At 58.2% G+C, this 14,350-nt stretch carries 14 protein-coding genes and 1 tRNA gene; 11 read left to right on the top strand and 4 right to left on the bottom strand.

Annotation, left to right across the window (positions count from 1 at the left end; genetic code table 11):
• Positions 1-15 precede the first annotated feature (15 nt).
• The 3 genes from terL to AC2D8V_RS06080 are packed head-to-tail and all read right to left on the bottom strand — an operon-like array spanning position 16 to position 3,213.
• A complete protein-coding gene (terL, locus tag AC2D8V_RS06090) occupies positions 16-1,443 on the bottom strand; it encodes a phage terminase large subunit (RefSeq protein ID WP_484732618.1) in 1,428 nt (475 codons plus the stop codon).
• Positions 1,430-1,885 (bottom strand): DUF5681 domain-containing protein, encoded by a 456-nt coding sequence (locus tag AC2D8V_RS06085; RefSeq protein WP_484732617.1) that lies wholly within the window; start codon positions 1,883-1,885, stop codon positions 1,430-1,432. Before AC2D8V_RS06085 ends, terL begins: the two co-directional genes overlap by 14 nt.
• Positions 1,885-3,213 (bottom strand): DNA modification methylase, encoded by a 1,329-nt coding sequence (locus AC2D8V_RS06080; protein ID WP_484732616.1) that lies wholly within the window; start codon positions 3,211-3,213, stop codon positions 1,885-1,887. Before AC2D8V_RS06080 ends, AC2D8V_RS06085 begins: the two co-directional genes overlap by 1 nt.
• A gap of 540 nt (positions 3,214-3,753) precedes the next feature.
• On the opposite strand from AC2D8V_RS06080, the gene AC2D8V_RS06075 reads away from it, so the two are divergent.
• From AC2D8V_RS06075 to AC2D8V_RS06065, 3 genes are read left to right on the top strand one after another with little or no spacing between them, the layout of a single operon-like run.
• Positions 3,754-3,996 (top strand): DUF3489 domain-containing protein, encoded by a 243-nt coding sequence (locus tag AC2D8V_RS06075; RefSeq protein ID WP_484732615.1) that lies wholly within the window; start codon positions 3,754-3,756, stop codon positions 3,994-3,996.
• Entirely contained in the window at positions 3,993-4,400 is a 408-nt protein-coding gene (locus AC2D8V_RS06070) for a DUF2924 domain-containing protein (protein ID WP_484732614.1), read from the top strand. Before AC2D8V_RS06075 ends, AC2D8V_RS06070 begins: the two co-directional genes overlap by 4 nt.
• Positions 4,397-6,058, top strand: coding sequence for a recombinase family protein (locus tag AC2D8V_RS06065; RefSeq protein ID WP_484732613.1), 1,662 nt, complete (start codon positions 4,397-4,399; stop codon positions 6,056-6,058). The genes AC2D8V_RS06070 and AC2D8V_RS06065 overlap by 4 nt, the downstream gene beginning before the upstream one ends.
• Positions 6,059-6,414: 356 nt before the next feature.
• Here AC2D8V_RS06065 and AC2D8V_RS06060 read toward each other — a convergent pair.
• Positions 6,415-6,504, bottom strand: a tRNA-Ser gene (locus AC2D8V_RS06060).
• Between the two features lie 197 nt (positions 6,505-6,701).
• On the opposite strand from AC2D8V_RS06060, the gene AC2D8V_RS06055 reads away from it, so the two are divergent.
• The 8 genes from AC2D8V_RS06055 (at position 6,702) to AC2D8V_RS06020 (ending at position 14,347) form a co-directional block, all read left to right on the top strand.
• Positions 6,702-7,586, top strand: coding sequence for an SPOR domain-containing protein (locus tag AC2D8V_RS06055; RefSeq protein ID WP_484732612.1), 885 nt, complete (start codon positions 6,702-6,704; stop codon positions 7,584-7,586).
• A gap of 20 nt (positions 7,587-7,606) precedes the next feature.
• Positions 7,607-8,776, top strand: coding sequence for a D-alanyl-D-alanine carboxypeptidase family protein (locus AC2D8V_RS06050; RefSeq protein ID WP_484732611.1), 1,170 nt, complete (start codon positions 7,607-7,609; stop codon positions 8,774-8,776).
• Complete coding sequence (tmk, locus tag AC2D8V_RS06045; protein WP_484732610.1) at positions 8,773-9,411, top strand: dTMP kinase; 639 nt, start codon at positions 8,773-8,775, stop codon at positions 9,409-9,411. Before AC2D8V_RS06050 ends, tmk begins: the two co-directional genes overlap by 4 nt.
• Complete coding sequence (locus tag AC2D8V_RS06040) at positions 9,408-10,520, top strand: DNA polymerase III subunit delta' (protein WP_484732609.1); 1,113 nt, start codon at positions 9,408-9,410, stop codon at positions 10,518-10,520. The genes tmk and AC2D8V_RS06040 overlap by 4 nt, the downstream gene beginning before the upstream one ends.
• A 15-nt stretch (positions 10,521-10,535) precedes the next feature.
• Positions 10,536-11,345 carry a TatD family hydrolase gene (locus AC2D8V_RS06035; RefSeq protein ID WP_484732608.1) on the top strand — a complete coding sequence of 270 codons (810 nt, stop codon included), beginning with the start codon at positions 10,536-10,538 and terminating at the stop codon, positions 11,343-11,345.
• On the top strand, positions 11,345-12,145 hold the full coding sequence (locus AC2D8V_RS06030; RefSeq protein ID WP_484732607.1) for an MBL fold metallo-hydrolase: 801 nt from the start codon (positions 11,345-11,347) through the stop codon (positions 12,143-12,145). The genes AC2D8V_RS06035 and AC2D8V_RS06030 overlap by 1 nt, the downstream gene beginning before the upstream one ends.
• Positions 12,146-12,195: 50 nt before the next feature.
• Positions 12,196-13,131: an AEC family transporter gene (locus AC2D8V_RS06025; protein ID WP_484732606.1), complete on the top strand. Its 936-nt coding sequence runs from the start codon at positions 12,196-12,198 to the stop codon at positions 13,129-13,131.
• A 106-nt stretch (positions 13,132-13,237) separates the two neighbouring features.
• Entirely contained in the window at positions 13,238-14,347 is a 1,110-nt protein-coding gene (locus tag AC2D8V_RS06020) for an efflux RND transporter periplasmic adaptor subunit (RefSeq protein WP_484732605.1), read from the top strand.
• Positions 14,348-14,350: the final 3 nt, after the last annotated feature.

Here is a 14,350-nt window from a genome sequence, read left to right as displayed (position 1 = left end):
GCATGGCCAACGAGTTCACAGTACCCGTCCCATTTTCCCTTTGTAACGTGAACACCCACGCAGTTCGCCAAGATTCCGGTCAAGGGCAAAAAGAAGTTGTGACATGCTGTCGACCTGATCATCATATTTTCCGTTCGGGAACGCAGCAGCTTCGGCTATAAACACCTCTTTCCAGGAAGCTGAGACCGGCAAACGGACGAACCCCTGCTCAATCTTGGGGGACTGTATGGACATTCTGTGGTCCTTGCCGGTCTTCGGGTTATACGGCTGGATTCCGAAACAGTCTTGCAGGCGAAGATGATCATAGAGGCCCCTGCCCACCCCTGCGGTTTCGACGATCACCAGTTTTGGACGCCATTCTGCTCGGAGCTTTTCGGCCTCCTCTTGCAAGTAGGGCAGCAGGTACTGCTGCCGGTGAACGTGCAGCAAATCGATATAGTTTCCGATGAGTCCCCATGTCGTGCAGACAGTGTAGTCATTGGATTCTCCCGGCACCGACGCCGTGTCCCAGCTTTGAATGATCGCTTCATAGTCACCGGTGAGCACGTCAGATGGTATTGTCCCGAACCACTCAGGCCGGATGATCGTGCCGCCTTCTGGCACCGGCGACTGCTGGTATTGCGCCTCAAATCTTGCATCGCCGATTTCGCGCCGGAGCAAGTTCAGCTCATCCAGATCCAGATGCTCGGGCAACAGGATGTGACCTTTCCGTCGCGTCCAGACCAGACCATCGGGCGTGGCGACCTCTCGGTCGCGGACTTCAATGGCCGGAAACTCCAGCACCTCCCAAAGCCCTGTCTGGATCAGCCGCCCAGGCAGGTCATCTTCGTGTAGCCGTTGAGCGACCATGACAGCACGCCCGTCTTTACGCTTGTCCATCCTGCTCAGCGCGCTGCCATTTAACCATTCCCAGTCCTTTTCACGGCGCGTCTCAGAAGCCACATCTTCAGCTTTGCTGAGATCATCCAGAACGAGGTAGTTACAACCCTTACCGGTGATTGGGCCACCCACGGAAGTCGCGATCCTCTGACCTCCCATGGTCGTACGCAAATCAGCGACTGAGGCTTTCTTGTGGTCAATCTCCAACTTCGGGAAAATGGAACGCGTCAAATCATTCTCCATCAGGCGGCGTGACTGCCAACTCAAGTCTTCAGCAAGACTGGCGCCATAGCTTGCGGTGATGATTTTGGTCGACGGATTGCGCCCTTGAACCCAAACTGGAAACACAACGCTGGCACAAAACGACTTCAGATGACGAGGCGGCAGGATGATGAGAAGGCGGCGGATTTCGCCACGCTCAAGCCGTTCCAACTGATGGCACAGAGCCCGAAGATACATCGCGGGATGGAACGTTGCCCCTGGCTGAAGAACGCCAAACGCAGCCTGGACATAGGCAAATAGATTGTTCGCGCATAACGCACGGATGACGTCAAAAGGCGGCATCTTCGTCTCCTTCCTCTTCCTGATTTCCTGCGGTTTCTGCCAACTCCGTGCGCGCGTTCTCAACCACGCCCACCCAGTCGGCGTGTGTTTCCAGCACTCTGAGAATATCTTCCGTCATCGCCGGAGCCTTTGCTTCTGACAATCCAGCCTCGGCGATGCCCAAAGCTTGAGAGATAAACCTAATGCTGCCGAGATCTCCCTTCATCGCTTTGTGGAACACCGCAGCAAGCATAGCTTCGCCTTGCGTCATCGTCACCGATACGCCGTTCTGCTGAACGACAATTTCCTTGGCAGACAGTTTCTTCAGCTCATCATGCAGCGATTGTTCTTTCTTATTCTTGCCAGACGGGTTACCGGACTGTCCCTTCTGCCATTGCGTGTGCTTGGGGGGTTTGCCGTAACCGACGTCATATGTGTCTTCGGAGTTCTCTTCGTCCGGCATTAGATGTCCTCCCCATCATCTGGGACCACCAAAATTGACGAAGTGGATCCAGCGTCTTGTGCCATTGCAGAGAAAGTCTCACCGGTCTGGGCCAACACCGCCTCACCGCCGGTCATCCCCTGCCAGCGCCGGATCGCCACATCGACGTAGACCGGGTCGATCTCGACACCGATGCAGCGCCGCCGAGTACGCTCCGCGGCCAGCAGGGTAGTGCCTGATCCAAGAAACGGATCGAGGACCAAGTCGCCCGGGTCGGTCACATCAAGCAAGGCATCCATCACCATGCGGATCGGTTTGACTGTCGGATGCGCGTCAAAAGCGTCGTCGCCGTCCTTGGCGCCACCGGTCGCGCCAGCGTAATGCCAGACATTCGAGCGGTTCCGGCCGTACTTGCCCAGTTGCACGTTGTTCTGATGGCCCGCACCATCCCGGCGGGCAACAAAGACGAACTCATGCTGACTGCGATAAAGGCTCCCCATGCCGGGCGCGGTTTTAACCCAGACGCAGACATTGAGCAGGGCCAACTTCAGCGCGTCAAGCGCATCGTGCATCTCGCCGACATGCCGCCAGTCCATACAGGCGAAGATGACCCCGCCGGACTTGAGCAGTGTGACAACACTGCCTAGGGTCTCAGTGAGAAATGCAATAAAAGCTTCCCGGGACATTTCGCCGGAGGCCTCTGCGAACTCTGCAAACCCGGTCGACGCGTCCCTGACATGACCGTTGATCTTTACGTTGTAAGGCGGGTCGGTAAACACCGCGTCCGCCACATTCCCCTCCAGCAGAGCCGCGAGAGCAACAGCGTCCCGCGCCGAAGTGCAACCGATGAGGTGATCGCCGAGACGCCAGATGTCCCCCGGGCGTGCGACCGGTTGTGTACTGCTTGAGATATGGTTCGCGATCTCATCGGCCGGATCTGCCTCTCCATGCTCAACACCCCCAAACCTGATGGCCTCGATCTCCGGCATTTCGAACCCTGGTATCTGAATGTCGCCGCTGATTTCGATGATGTCGTTGATCTCGAGGCGGAGCTCATCAGGATCCCAAGACCCCTTCTCCTGTAGCTTGTTCAGCGACAGGGCAAGGCGGCGGGTTTCGACCTCAGACAGATCGTCGACCACGATGCATGGAACTTTCTCGGCATCAAGGCGAAGAGCAGCTGCCAGACGCGTATGCCCGTCAATCACTTCATACCGCTCGCCACCTGGCTTGCTTTTTACAAGGATCGGAATCCGGAACCCAAACCGCTCGATGGCCCGAAGAACTTCCTCTTCCTGATTCTTCAACGCACGCCGGACGCGGCGCGGTGCTGCGTCTATGATGTTCACTGCGACCCAAACAAGAGCGAAGTGCCGGAAGAGATCGTTTTTACCGTGTTCCGCATTGTAGCTTTCGGGCGCCTTAACTGACTCAGACGTCCCGCATGAGTGCGTTTCTAAGCGATCTGGCTCTTCATTATTCGCGCAGACGCTCTTTGGTGTTTGATCTGGTAAGTGCTTCAATGCCTCTCCTCCTTCAGTAATTTCCGAGAGTGGGAAAGGATGACTGGAAGAGAGCATTGCAGAAGCACAAACCAGCCGACACTCTCCGAACCCTCGTAGGGTTTCGTGATCGGTGGTCGCGAGAATCCTTCTGCGACACAGTAACGTTTTTGTACTTCATTGCGGACTTCTGAGCAAGAGAAAAGTCCGTTAAGTCATTGCCCTGGTTAACAAACGCGCTTCAGGGCGACAAGTTTCCGGATCACAAAAATGGACTGGACATTGTCCGCGAACAGAGCGTCATTGGTGATACGCCCGGTTCTCCTTCCGGGCTCTCCTCGGTGACGGCGCAGCCTTCCTCAGCGCCGCACAACACAGGAGAACCACATGTCCAGAACATCCCCGAATACCCCGAAAGAGACAAAGTCAGCCGCGATCCAGCGCCTGCTGACCCGCAAGTCCGGCGCCACCCTGACCGCCCTGCAGACGGCGACAGGCTGGCAGGCGCATTCGGTGCGCGCAGCCCTCAGCACCCTGCGCAAATCCGGCTACATCATCGACAAGGCACCACCAAAAACCGATAACGGTGCTGTCGTTTATCGGATCACCGGCGCACCGGCGCGCGCATGACGCTGACGGTGGCAGATATAGAAGCCATGGACCGGGCGGCGCTGATGGCCGCCTGGTCGGACCTGTTTCAGTCGCCGGTTCCCAAGGGGCTGAGCCAGCCCTTCCTGCGGCGCTTTCTGGCTTTCGAGGTCCAGGCGCGTCGGTTCGGCGGTTTGCCGAAAGGGTTTCTGTCGGATCTGGACAGACAACCTGACGGGAAGGCTGCAAGGCCCAACGCCAAGCTTAAATCAGGCGGGCGGTTGCTGCGCGAATGGAACGGTGTGACCCACACTGTCGAGTTAATCGATAGCGGGTTCCGCTGGAACGGTCGGACCTATCGCTCGCTCTCGGCGGTCGCCCGTGCCATCACGGGGGCCCGCTGGTCGGGGCCAAGGTTCTTCGGCCTGCAGGAGGGTGCCAGATGACGGCGACACCGAAGATCCGCTGCGCCATATACACGCGCAAGTCGTCCGAGGAAGGGCTGGACCAGACCTTCAATTCTTTGGATGCGCAGTTCGAGGCCTGTGCGGCCTATGTCACCAGCCAGAAGCAGGAAGGCTGGGTGCTCGCACGGGACCGCTTTGATGACGGCGGGCTCTCGGGCGGAACTATGGAGCGCCCTGCCCTGCAGCGCTTACTGGAGGAGATCGATGCCAGGCGGATCGGCATGGTGGTGGTCTACAAGATTGACCGTCTGACCCGGTCATTGGCAGATTTTGCCCGCCTTGTGGAACGCCTCGATGCGGCCGGGTGCTCCTTCGTCTCGGTGACACAGGCCTTCAACACCGCCTCCTCCATGGGGCGGCTGACCCTGAATGTGCTCTTGTCCTTCGCGCAGTTCGAGCGTGAGGTCACCGCGGAGCGCATCCGCGACAAGATCGCCGCCTCCAAGAAGAAAGGGCTCTGGATGGGCGGCGTCCCGCCTCTGGGATATGATCCGCATCCCGATCCCAATACGCGCGAGTTGGTCATCAACGCCGACGAGGCCCCGACTGTGCAAAGCCTTTTTGACCTTTACGACCAGCACGGCTCTCTGGCGATCGTCGAACGGGAGGCAGATCATCTGGGGCTCAGATCGAAGCATCACCGGTTCCGCTCGGGCCGGGAGCAAGGCGGCAACCGGATGTCCGGCGGGCAGATCCACAAGATCCTGCTCAACCCTGTCTATCTCGGCAAGACCCGCCACAAAGACAAACTCTGGCCAGGCAAACACGCCGCCATCATCGACGAGGATCTCTGGGACCGGGTTCAGCAGAAGTTGCAAATCGGGGCGCGACGCAGCCGGGGCCGCACTCTTGGCGGAGTGCAACAGTCCCTGCTCACGGGCAAACTCTGCGACGATACCGGTGACAGGCTGACGCCCACGCACAGCACCAAGTCCGGGCAACGCCATCGGTATTATATTTCCAACCGCCTGATCTCGGGCGGGACAGATCCGACCGGCTGGCGCTTGCCTGCGCGCGGGCTCGAGAAGAGCATCGTGGGTCTTATCGCCGACCACATTGACACTGCTGCCACCGAACGCCGGGTGTTGGCAAAGCCCGATCTGCGCGGCGACGGCGAGGTGCAACAAGCGGCCAAAGGTCTGGTGCAGCGACTGCGCGAACAGGACCCGGACCTGCTGCGTACAATCCTTCCATCAGGAACAATCGCGCCTCAAGAGATTCACCTGACCCTGGACAAGGCTGTCGTTGCAACCAGCCTCGGGGTCGCGGCGCGTGACCTTGCCGCGGGTCTGTGCGATATCCAAGCACCGCTTCAACTGCGCCGCCGCGGGGTCGAAGCCAAGCTGGTGATCGGAGAAAGAAGGCCTGCTCCCGATGCCATCCTGACGCAGGCGTTGAGAGAGGCGCATCATTGGGCGCTGGCTCTCAAAGACGGCACCCCTTTGAAGACCATCGCCGCCGATAAGAACTGTACTAGCGGGTTCATCCGCAAGCGAGGTCAGCTCGCCTTCCTGTCCCCCAGGATCCAGATCGCCATTCGCGATGGCACCCTGCCGCCGAACATCACAACGGACCATATTTTGCGCCAGCGCATCCCGCTTGACTGGATGATGCAGGAGCGGATGTTTGAGGTGTAAGTCTGCGTGTTCAACAAATGACGAGATCGCGATCGATTAGGTAACAAGAATTCCCTGCAAATTCCCTGCTCGAGCCCCAGGGAATTACCTTATAAGCACATGAAAACACTTGCGCATTGCGGATCCGGATGCGCCCGGTTGGGAAAAATTTACAAAAATTCCCTGCAAATTCCCTGCCAGCAGGGAAATCTCACCCCAAAAGCGCACCGCGAATTGCACCCCACAGAGACGCAAGCCACATTCGCGCCTCATCCGTCTCCCGGAACCGTCTCTGTCTGGGGGAGCACCTTGCAAACCGCCGGAAAATAGGCGATAAAATCGCCGTAAAAACCTTTATTTTCAGATACTTAGGTGGCTGGCGGAGGAGGTGGGATTCGAACCCACGGTACGCTCTCACGCACGCCGGTTTTCAAGACCGGTGCATTCGACCACTCTGCCACTCCTCCGGCGAAACCCTCCTAGAGCCTGATTAGCGATTCTGAAACCGAAAAAATTTCCATTATTGATATGGGGAATATTGCCGACCAGACTTGTTGCCACTTTCCTCCAGCGCCATCGCGCGATAGACTACAGGTGATCCGTCGCAAAAAAGAACGGGCAGACTTAACGCAAGGCGTTTTGAAAACAGGCAAGGACGTTCGGTATGAAGAATAGTCAAACGGCTCAAACCAGCGTGTTATGGGTGCGTTTTGCAGTGATGATCGGGCTGGCCGGTGCTCTGGGGGCCTGCGACGAGACAGGCGCTTTCAACCTTCAGGGTCCTTCGGACGTTAAGACCGAAGTGACCGAGGACGGCACCACCATCCAGTTCGTTGAGGAGGAAGTGGAAAAGCCCGACGTTTTCTACGCTCTCGAAGCGGGGCTGTGGGACGGCAGGCCAACCTTTGGCGGCGTGTGGGTGTCGCACCCGGAAACAAAGCAACCGGAAAAGGTGATCATTCGCAACAAATCGAACGGCCGCTTTGTTGTGGGCGCTTTATTCCGGATCGAACGTGATTTGCCCGGCCCCTCGCTTCGTCTGTCATCGGACGCAGCAGAGGCCATTGGGGTGCTCGCGGGCGCGCCGGTCCAACTCGAAGTTGTCGCCCTGCGCACAGAAAAAATCCCGGTCGCCCCGCCTGAGCCGCCCGCTGTGGAAGCACCGGCTGAAATCGAAGAACAGGCACTTGATCCGATTGCAGCCGCCGAGGCCGCTATTGAAACCGCGCCCGAGGCGGCAGCAGGAGCAACGGTCGCCGCTGCGACAGTTGCGGCCGAAACTTCTACCGAAGATGCGCCCGCACAGACGGCTAGCTTGACGAACCCTTATATTCAGGTGGCATCATTCAGCGTTGAGAAAAACGCACAGGCCGTGGCCGAGCAAATGACCAGTCTTGGCTTTACACCGGACGTGCGAACCGAAGAGGTCGACGGCAAACCACTTTGGCGCGTTCTGGTCGGCCCAATCAACACCCGCAGCGATCGGCGCACCGCCCTTCGCAAAATCCGTGACGAAGGTTACGCCGACGCCTATTCCGTGAAACAATAACACCGCAGGAGACGCCCCTCGTGATCCGCTTTGTTCTTGCAATTACCGCCTTAATCGTTTCGCCGCTGTCCGTTTCCGCGTTTGAGACCAATGCAACCGCCGCCTATGTGGTAGATCAGACAACGGGCACTGTTCTTCTGAACAAGAATGCAGACCAGCCCTTGCCGCCTGCGTCCATGTCCAAGCTGATGACGCTCTACATGGCGTTTGATGCGGTCCGTCGCGGAAAATCCAACGGCGGGCTCGACCTTAATGAGATGTTACCTGTGTCAGAGCACGCTCAGTCCTACGGCGGGTCGAGCATGTTCCTGCGTTCAGGGGAATCGGTGTCTGTTGAGGACTTACTACGCGGGATTATTGTTTTGTCAGGAAACGACGCTTGCGTTGTCATCGCAGAGGCGTTGTCACCAGATGGCACCGAGTACGGATTTGCGCGACTGATGACGCAAAAAGCCCAAGAGATGGGCATGACAAATTCGACCTTCAGCAATGCCAGCGGATGGCCGCAGACCGGGCATCTGATGTCAATGCGCGATCTCGCCTTGCTTGCCGACAGGTTGATCACGGACTTTCCCGAATTTTACCCGTTATTTGCCGAAAAAGAATTTGCATTCGACAACCGCGTGCCGAGCAACAAGCTGAACCGGAACCCCGTGCTGGGTATGGGCATTGGCGCTGACGGGTTGAAAACCGGCCACACCCAAGAGGCAGGCTACGGCCTTGTCGGGTCCGCAAAACAGGGCGATCGGCGGGTGATCTTTGTAATTACCGGTCTCGATACCGTCAAACAACGCTCCGAAGAATCTCGTGCCATTGTCAATTGGGCCTTTCGGCAATTTTCCATGAGGGACGTGGCCAAGGGAGGCCAACAGTTTGCGCAGGCGGATGTATGGATGGGCAACTCACCGACGGTTGGTTTGGTTGCCGAAGCGGATACCGAAATTCTGATGCCCGCGCTCGCCAGCAATGACATCGATGCCGAAGTTGTCTACAGCGGCCCGATTGAAGCGCCGATAGCCAAAGGCGATCAGATTGCCGAGCTAGTGTTTACCCTCGAAGGTCTGCCCGAGACGCGCATCCCGCTGGTTGCTGATCGCGATGTGGCGTCGGGTGGCTTTGTCAGCCGCGTGACCACCGCAGCCATGCTGCTGTTCACAAGATTGGTGCAGGGGTCAGAGGCGCAATCGTGACAGCCCCGAAACGCGGGCAGGGCCTTTTCATCACATTTGAAGGCATTGACGGGTCGGGCAAATCCACCCAATCCAAATTATTGGCGCAAACCCTGCGCGATCGCGGTTTCGACGTTGTCGAAACTCGTGAACCCGGCGGTTCTCCGGGTGCGGAAGAGATACGCGCATTGGTCCTTCAAGGCGATCCAGACCGCTGGTCTGCAGAGACAGAGATATTGCTGTTTACCGCCGCGCGCCGCGACCATTTGGAACGTCTGATCGCACCCGCATTGGACGACGGCAAGATTGTCATCTGTGACCGCTTTGCAGATAGTACGCGCATGTATCAGGGGCTTTCGCGCGGTGATTTACGGGGCACGGTCGACACGCTGCACCGTCTGATGATCGGGAGGGAACCCGACTTGACGATCCTGATCGACATGGACCCGGCCACAGGCCTCGGGCGGGCCCTCGCGCGTCAGACGGCAGACGAACGTTTCGAGGCCTTCGGCGAAGAGTTGCAGGCTCAGATGCGGCAGGGGTTTTTGGCCCTTTCCGAGGAGTTTGCAGACAGATTTGTCGTCATTGACGGCGCGCGCGCGATTGCGGATGTAGCGGCGGATGTCTCGAACGCTGTGAACGAAAGACTGGCATGACCCCACCCGACCAGATCGAAGGCGCACCGCATCCGCGCGATACGCTCGAGCTTTTCGGCCAGCACGCAGCCGAGCAAACCTTTCTTGACGCCTACGCAACCGGCCGCTTGCATCACGGTTGGCTGCTGACCGGGCCCCGCGGTGTCGGGAAGGCGACACTTGCATGGTCGATCGCCCGATTTCTTCTTGCCACCCCACCTATTGAGGACGACGGGCTTTTTGGTGCGCCCCCTGCCCCGACAAGTTTGCATATCGATCCCGAACATCCCGTCTCGCGCCGCATTGCAGCAGGTGCAGAGCCGGGCCTGAAGCCCATCACTCGAACCGTTAACGAAAAAACCGGTAAGCTGCGCGACGTTATTTCTGTCGAGGATGTTCGCGGCCTCGCCAGCTTTTTTCAGCTTTCGGCAGCGGACGGCGGGCGTCGCGTCGTCATCGTCGATGCAGCGGACGAGATGAACCCGCAAGCAGCCAACGCACTCTTGAAAATGCTCGAAGAACCTCCAGAGCGCGCAACACTGTTGTTGGTCAGCCACCAGCCTTCCGGATTGTTGCCCACCATACGGTCGCGCTGCCGTGTGTTACGCCTTGGCACACTAGGCCCCGAAGATATGGCGCGCGCCCTTGCACAGGCGGGCCATCAGGAAACCGGCGACGCCGCCGCTCTTTCAGAACTGTCCGGAGGGTCGGTCGGCGCGGCTTTGCGGCTATCGCTTCTCGACGGATTGTCGACCTACACCGCATTGGTAAAGCTGGTTCGCACCATCCCGCAAATCGACCGGGCCGTAGCCGTAAAACTGGCCGAGGGTGCTGCCGTCCGCGGCGCCGAGGCAAAGCGCGATCTGCTCTTTGTCCTGCTCGATCTATTGATGGCGCGTTTGGCACGCACAGGCGCCTCAGGGGCGCCGCCCATCGTGGAGGCCGCACCAAATGAGGCTGACGTTCTGAGCAAACTATCTCCTACCCCACATGCTGGTCGTGTCTGGGCCGAAATTGCGCAGGAAACGAGTGCGCGTGCGCGTCATGGCCTTGCAGTGAACCTTGACCCCGCCGCCCTCGTCCTAGATACCCTGCTGAAGATGAGTGAGGCCCCTTCACGGCAGGCATAGCGGCAACGGGCAGAGATGAGCGAAGCAGTACCCCAGATTACCGACAGCCATTGTCACCTGGATTTCCCGGATTTTGAAGGACGCCTAGATGAGGTCGTCGCAGAAGCGGCCGAGGCCGGAGTGACGCGGATGGTGACGATTTGCACCAAACTGCGCAACGAGCCGGCTGTGCGGGCTATTGCAGAGGCGCACGCGCCGGTGTTTTACGCCGCCGGAACCCATCCGATGAGTGCAGCAGACGAGCCACTTGCCACGATCGACGAACTGGTGGCACTTGCCCAACACCCAAAGTTCGTTGGCATCGGCGAGACGGGGCTTGATTACCATTACACGGCGGACAGTGCCGAGGTGCAGCAAAGGTCACTCCGTATTCATATCGACGCTGCAAGAGAAACAGGGCTGCCTTTGATCATCCACGCCCGCGATGCCGATGACGACATGGCGCGCATCTTGACCGACGGGTTCAAGCAGGGCGCTTTCGCATGCGTGATGCACTGTTTTTCATCATCTCAGGCGCTGGCGACAACTGCGCTTGATCTTGGCTTTTATCTGTCGATGTCAGGCATAACAGCCTTTCCGAAATCGCAGGAATTACGCGAGATTTTCGCAGCCGCCCCGCTCGACCGTATCCTTGTTGAAACAGACGCGCCCTACCTCGCACCGCCGCCTTATCGCGGCAAAAGGAATGCGCCCGCTTATACTACGCACACTGCACGTCGCGCTGCCGAGACCTTTGGCATGGACTACAGCGACTTTGCCGCACAAACGCAGGCAAATTTCGACCGTCTGTTTTCCAAGGCTGCAGCCTTTGAAAAGGCGGCCTGATGGCTGAGCTGCGCTTTACCATACTGGGTTGCGGTTCTTCTGGCGGCGTGCCCCGGCTGGGCGGGCATTGGGGGGATTGCGATCCGGCAAATCCCAAGAACCGTCGTCGCCGCTGTTCCGTGCTGGTTGAGCGCAAAGATGAAAACGGCTGCACGACTGTATTAATTGATACCTCGCCTGACCTGCGCGAACAGCTTTTGTCTGAGCACGTAGGCCGATTGGACGCGGTGATCTACACACACGCACACGCAGACCACGTGCATGGCATTGATGACTTGCGGATGATTGTGTTCAACATGCGGGCGCGGTTGCCGGTCTGGGCAGATGCACCCACCCGCGCCGCGCTGATGGAGCGATTTGCCTACGCTTTCATCCAGCCGGAGGGCTCTACCTATCCTCCGATCCTCGACATGAACGAGATTTCAGGCGACGTGACGATTGAGGGCGCCGGCGGTTCGATCTGCTTCTCGCCATTTTCCGTGCGGCACGGCGGCATGGATGCACTGGGATTTCGCATCGGTGATGTCGCGTATCTGCCCGATGTTGCCACGATCCCCGATGAGGCGTGGCCGAAGTTGGAAGGTCTTGAGTGCTGGATCGTCGATGCGCTGCGTCGCGACCCGCATCCGACGCATTCCCATCTGGCGCAAACTCTGCAGTGGATCGACCGGGTCAAACCAGTCTCGGCCGTCTTGACCAACATGCATATCGATCTGGACTACGAAACCGTGCTGGCCGAGACCGCTGAGCACATACAACCTGCGTATGACGGCTTGCGCCTGACTTATCCCGCGCCCTAGGGTTCAATTACGCATCTGCAGCCCTGAGAGCTGCTGCACAAAGGCGAGGCATGCAAACCCTTCTCGACGTAATTCTTCCCGTTTTTCTGGTCATCGGATCGGGATATGTCCTTGTGTGGCGACGTATTTTTCCCGAAAGCGGCATAGACGGCGTTATGCGCTTTACTCAAGGTTTTGCCATTCCTTGCCTGCTGTTTCAGGCGATTGCAAAGCTGGATTTAGCCAGCGGGTTTGATCCCAGACTGCTGGGCAGTTTTTATGCGGGTGCCGCAATTTGCTTTTTCGCTGGTTTGTTCGGTGCGCGGGCCTTTTTCAAGCGTGACTGGGAGGACTGTGTAGCTATCGGGTTTTGCTGCCTGTTCTCCAACTCGGTTCTTCTGGGGTTGCCTATCACCGAACGTGCCTATGGCCCCGAGGCGATGGCTGGTAACTTCGCGATTGTCGCCTTGCATTCGCCGTTTTGCTACGGGCTGGGGATCACGGTGATGGAGATAACCCGCAATCGCGGGCAATCGCCCGGGGTTATGGTCCGATCAGTCGCGCAGGCAATGTTTCGAAACGCGCTGGTGGTCGCAATCGGTTTGGGTTTCATAGTCAATCTGACAGGGCTGCCCATTCCGACGGTCGTTGATGATGCATTGTCGCTGATTGTGCGTGCCGCGCTGCCTGCCGCGCTTTTTGCATTGGGTGGTGTGTTGTTTCAGTACCGACCTGAAGGCGATCTGCGCACGATTGCAATGGTGAGTGTCATTGCTCTGGCACTGCATCCGGCGCTGGTCTGGTTCTTTGGTTCGACCCTGTCGCTCCCGACCGATGCCTTCCGGTCGGGCGTTCTCACCGCTGCGATGGCCCCCGGCTTTAACGCGTACATCTTCGCAAATATGTACGGTCGGGCAAAACGGGTTGCAGCCTCTTCAGTGCTTTTGGCAACACTTGCCTCGATCCTGACGGTCTGGGTATGGCTTACGTTGCTGGAGGGCGTCTGAACGGGACGCGTTTTTTATTTCGCGCTTGCCTCTTGCAATGGGTGGATTTGACGATAGATCGTCGAACTGAACTATACAGTTCACTTGTGACACAAAGAGGCTAGCAATGTTCAACCATCTTTCTGCGTTCACGGCTGTGCTCGTTGCGGCCGTGATCAGTGCGACAATCGCTATTGCCCAACAAAAAGAAGGCGATGCTGAACTGGGCCCTACCGGATTACCCGTTCCGGTACCGTCGGTGAAGCTATTGGCAAGTGGTGACCCGGAATTCGCTTATAAACGCCGTTTTTTTGGTCGCATCGCAGCGCGTGAAACCGTCGATTTGAGCTTTGAAGTGGGCGGCAGGCTTGTAACACTGCCGGTTGTGGAGGGCGAAACGATACCTCAAGGCACGGTCGTCGCGGCACTTGAGACGGAAAACTTTGAACGCGCTGTTGCACGTGCGGAGCTGGCACTGGCGCAGGCCAAGCGCGAGGAAGTTCGATCCTCGCAATTGGCAGCGTCGAATGTTGCTTCTGCCGTACGTGCAGAAGACGCGATTACAGCGCGCGAACTCGCGGAAGTGGCCTTGGAGGACGCGCGTGCGGCTCTCGAGGATGCGACGCTGACCACGCCCTTTGACGCGCTTGTCGCAGATCGGGTGGCCGCAAACTTTTCCAATGTCACACCAGGCCAGACGATCTTGCGGCTGCATGACATGTCCCAGATCAGAGTTCAGATTGATGTGCCCGAACGCCTGTTTCAAGCGGGCATCCCGCCCGACGCAATCAGATTTACTGGCGAAATTGCGCAACTTGCGGACCCCGTACCGCTACAACTGATCGAGTTCGAGGCCCAGACAGAGGCCATCGGCCAATCATTTCTGGTTACGCTGTTGCTGCCCGAATTAGACATTTCCACCCTGATACCCGGTGCATCGATGACGGTGACAGCCGCCGTCGACCAATCGTATTCCGAACCCGGTCGTCCCGTTCCCGCCACGGCCTTGGTTCTTTCAGCAGACCGTCAGGCCAAAGCCATGGTGTTTCAACCTGACAGCGGCAGCACAGATTACGGAACCGTTCAGGCAAAGCCCGTCGAAGTAATATCGACATCCGGTACAGAGTTGCGCGTAACCGGTCTGGCGCCCGAGGATGAAATCGTCGCCGCGGGCGCGCATTTGCTCTCTGATGGCCAGAAGGTACGTCGCTATACCGGCCTCACAGTCGAGGAGTGAACA

The organism is Roseobacter sp. YIN89 (assembly GCF_057219365.1).
Note: the sequence above shows the minus strand (reverse complement) of the source record. Positions and strands in the feature narration are given on the sequence as shown.

Coding starts and splice junctions, on each gene's coding strand:
- terL (WP_484732618.1), bottom strand. CDS start 1,443: ATGCCGCCTTTTGACGTCATCCGTGCGTTATGCGCGAACAATCTATTT.
- AC2D8V_RS06085 (WP_484732617.1), bottom strand. CDS start 1,885: ATGCCGGACGAAGAGAACTCCGAAGACACATATGACGTCGGTTACGGC.
- AC2D8V_RS06075 (WP_484732615.1), top strand. CDS start 3,754: ATGTCCAGAACATCCCCGAATACCCCGAAAGAGACAAAGTCAGCCGCG.
- AC2D8V_RS06070 (WP_484732614.1), top strand. CDS start 3,993: ATGACGCTGACGGTGGCAGATATAGAAGCCATGGACCGGGCGGCGCTG.
- AC2D8V_RS06065 (WP_484732613.1), top strand. CDS start 4,397: ATGACGGCGACACCGAAGATCCGCTGCGCCATATACACGCGCAAGTCG.
- AC2D8V_RS06055 (WP_484732612.1), top strand. CDS start 6,702: ATGAAGAATAGTCAAACGGCTCAAACCAGCGTGTTATGGGTGCGTTTT.
- AC2D8V_RS06040 (WP_484732609.1), top strand. CDS start 9,408: ATGACCCCACCCGACCAGATCGAAGGCGCACCGCATCCGCGCGATACG.
- AC2D8V_RS06035 (WP_484732608.1), top strand. CDS start 10,536: ATGAGCGAAGCAGTACCCCAGATTACCGACAGCCATTGTCACCTGGAT.
- AC2D8V_RS06030 (WP_484732607.1), top strand. CDS start 11,345: ATGGCTGAGCTGCGCTTTACCATACTGGGTTGCGGTTCTTCTGGCGGC.
- AC2D8V_RS06025 (WP_484732606.1), top strand. CDS start 12,196: ATGCAAACCCTTCTCGACGTAATTCTTCCCGTTTTTCTGGTCATCGGA.
- AC2D8V_RS06020 (WP_484732605.1), top strand. CDS start 13,238: ATGTTCAACCATCTTTCTGCGTTCACGGCTGTGCTCGTTGCGGCCGTG.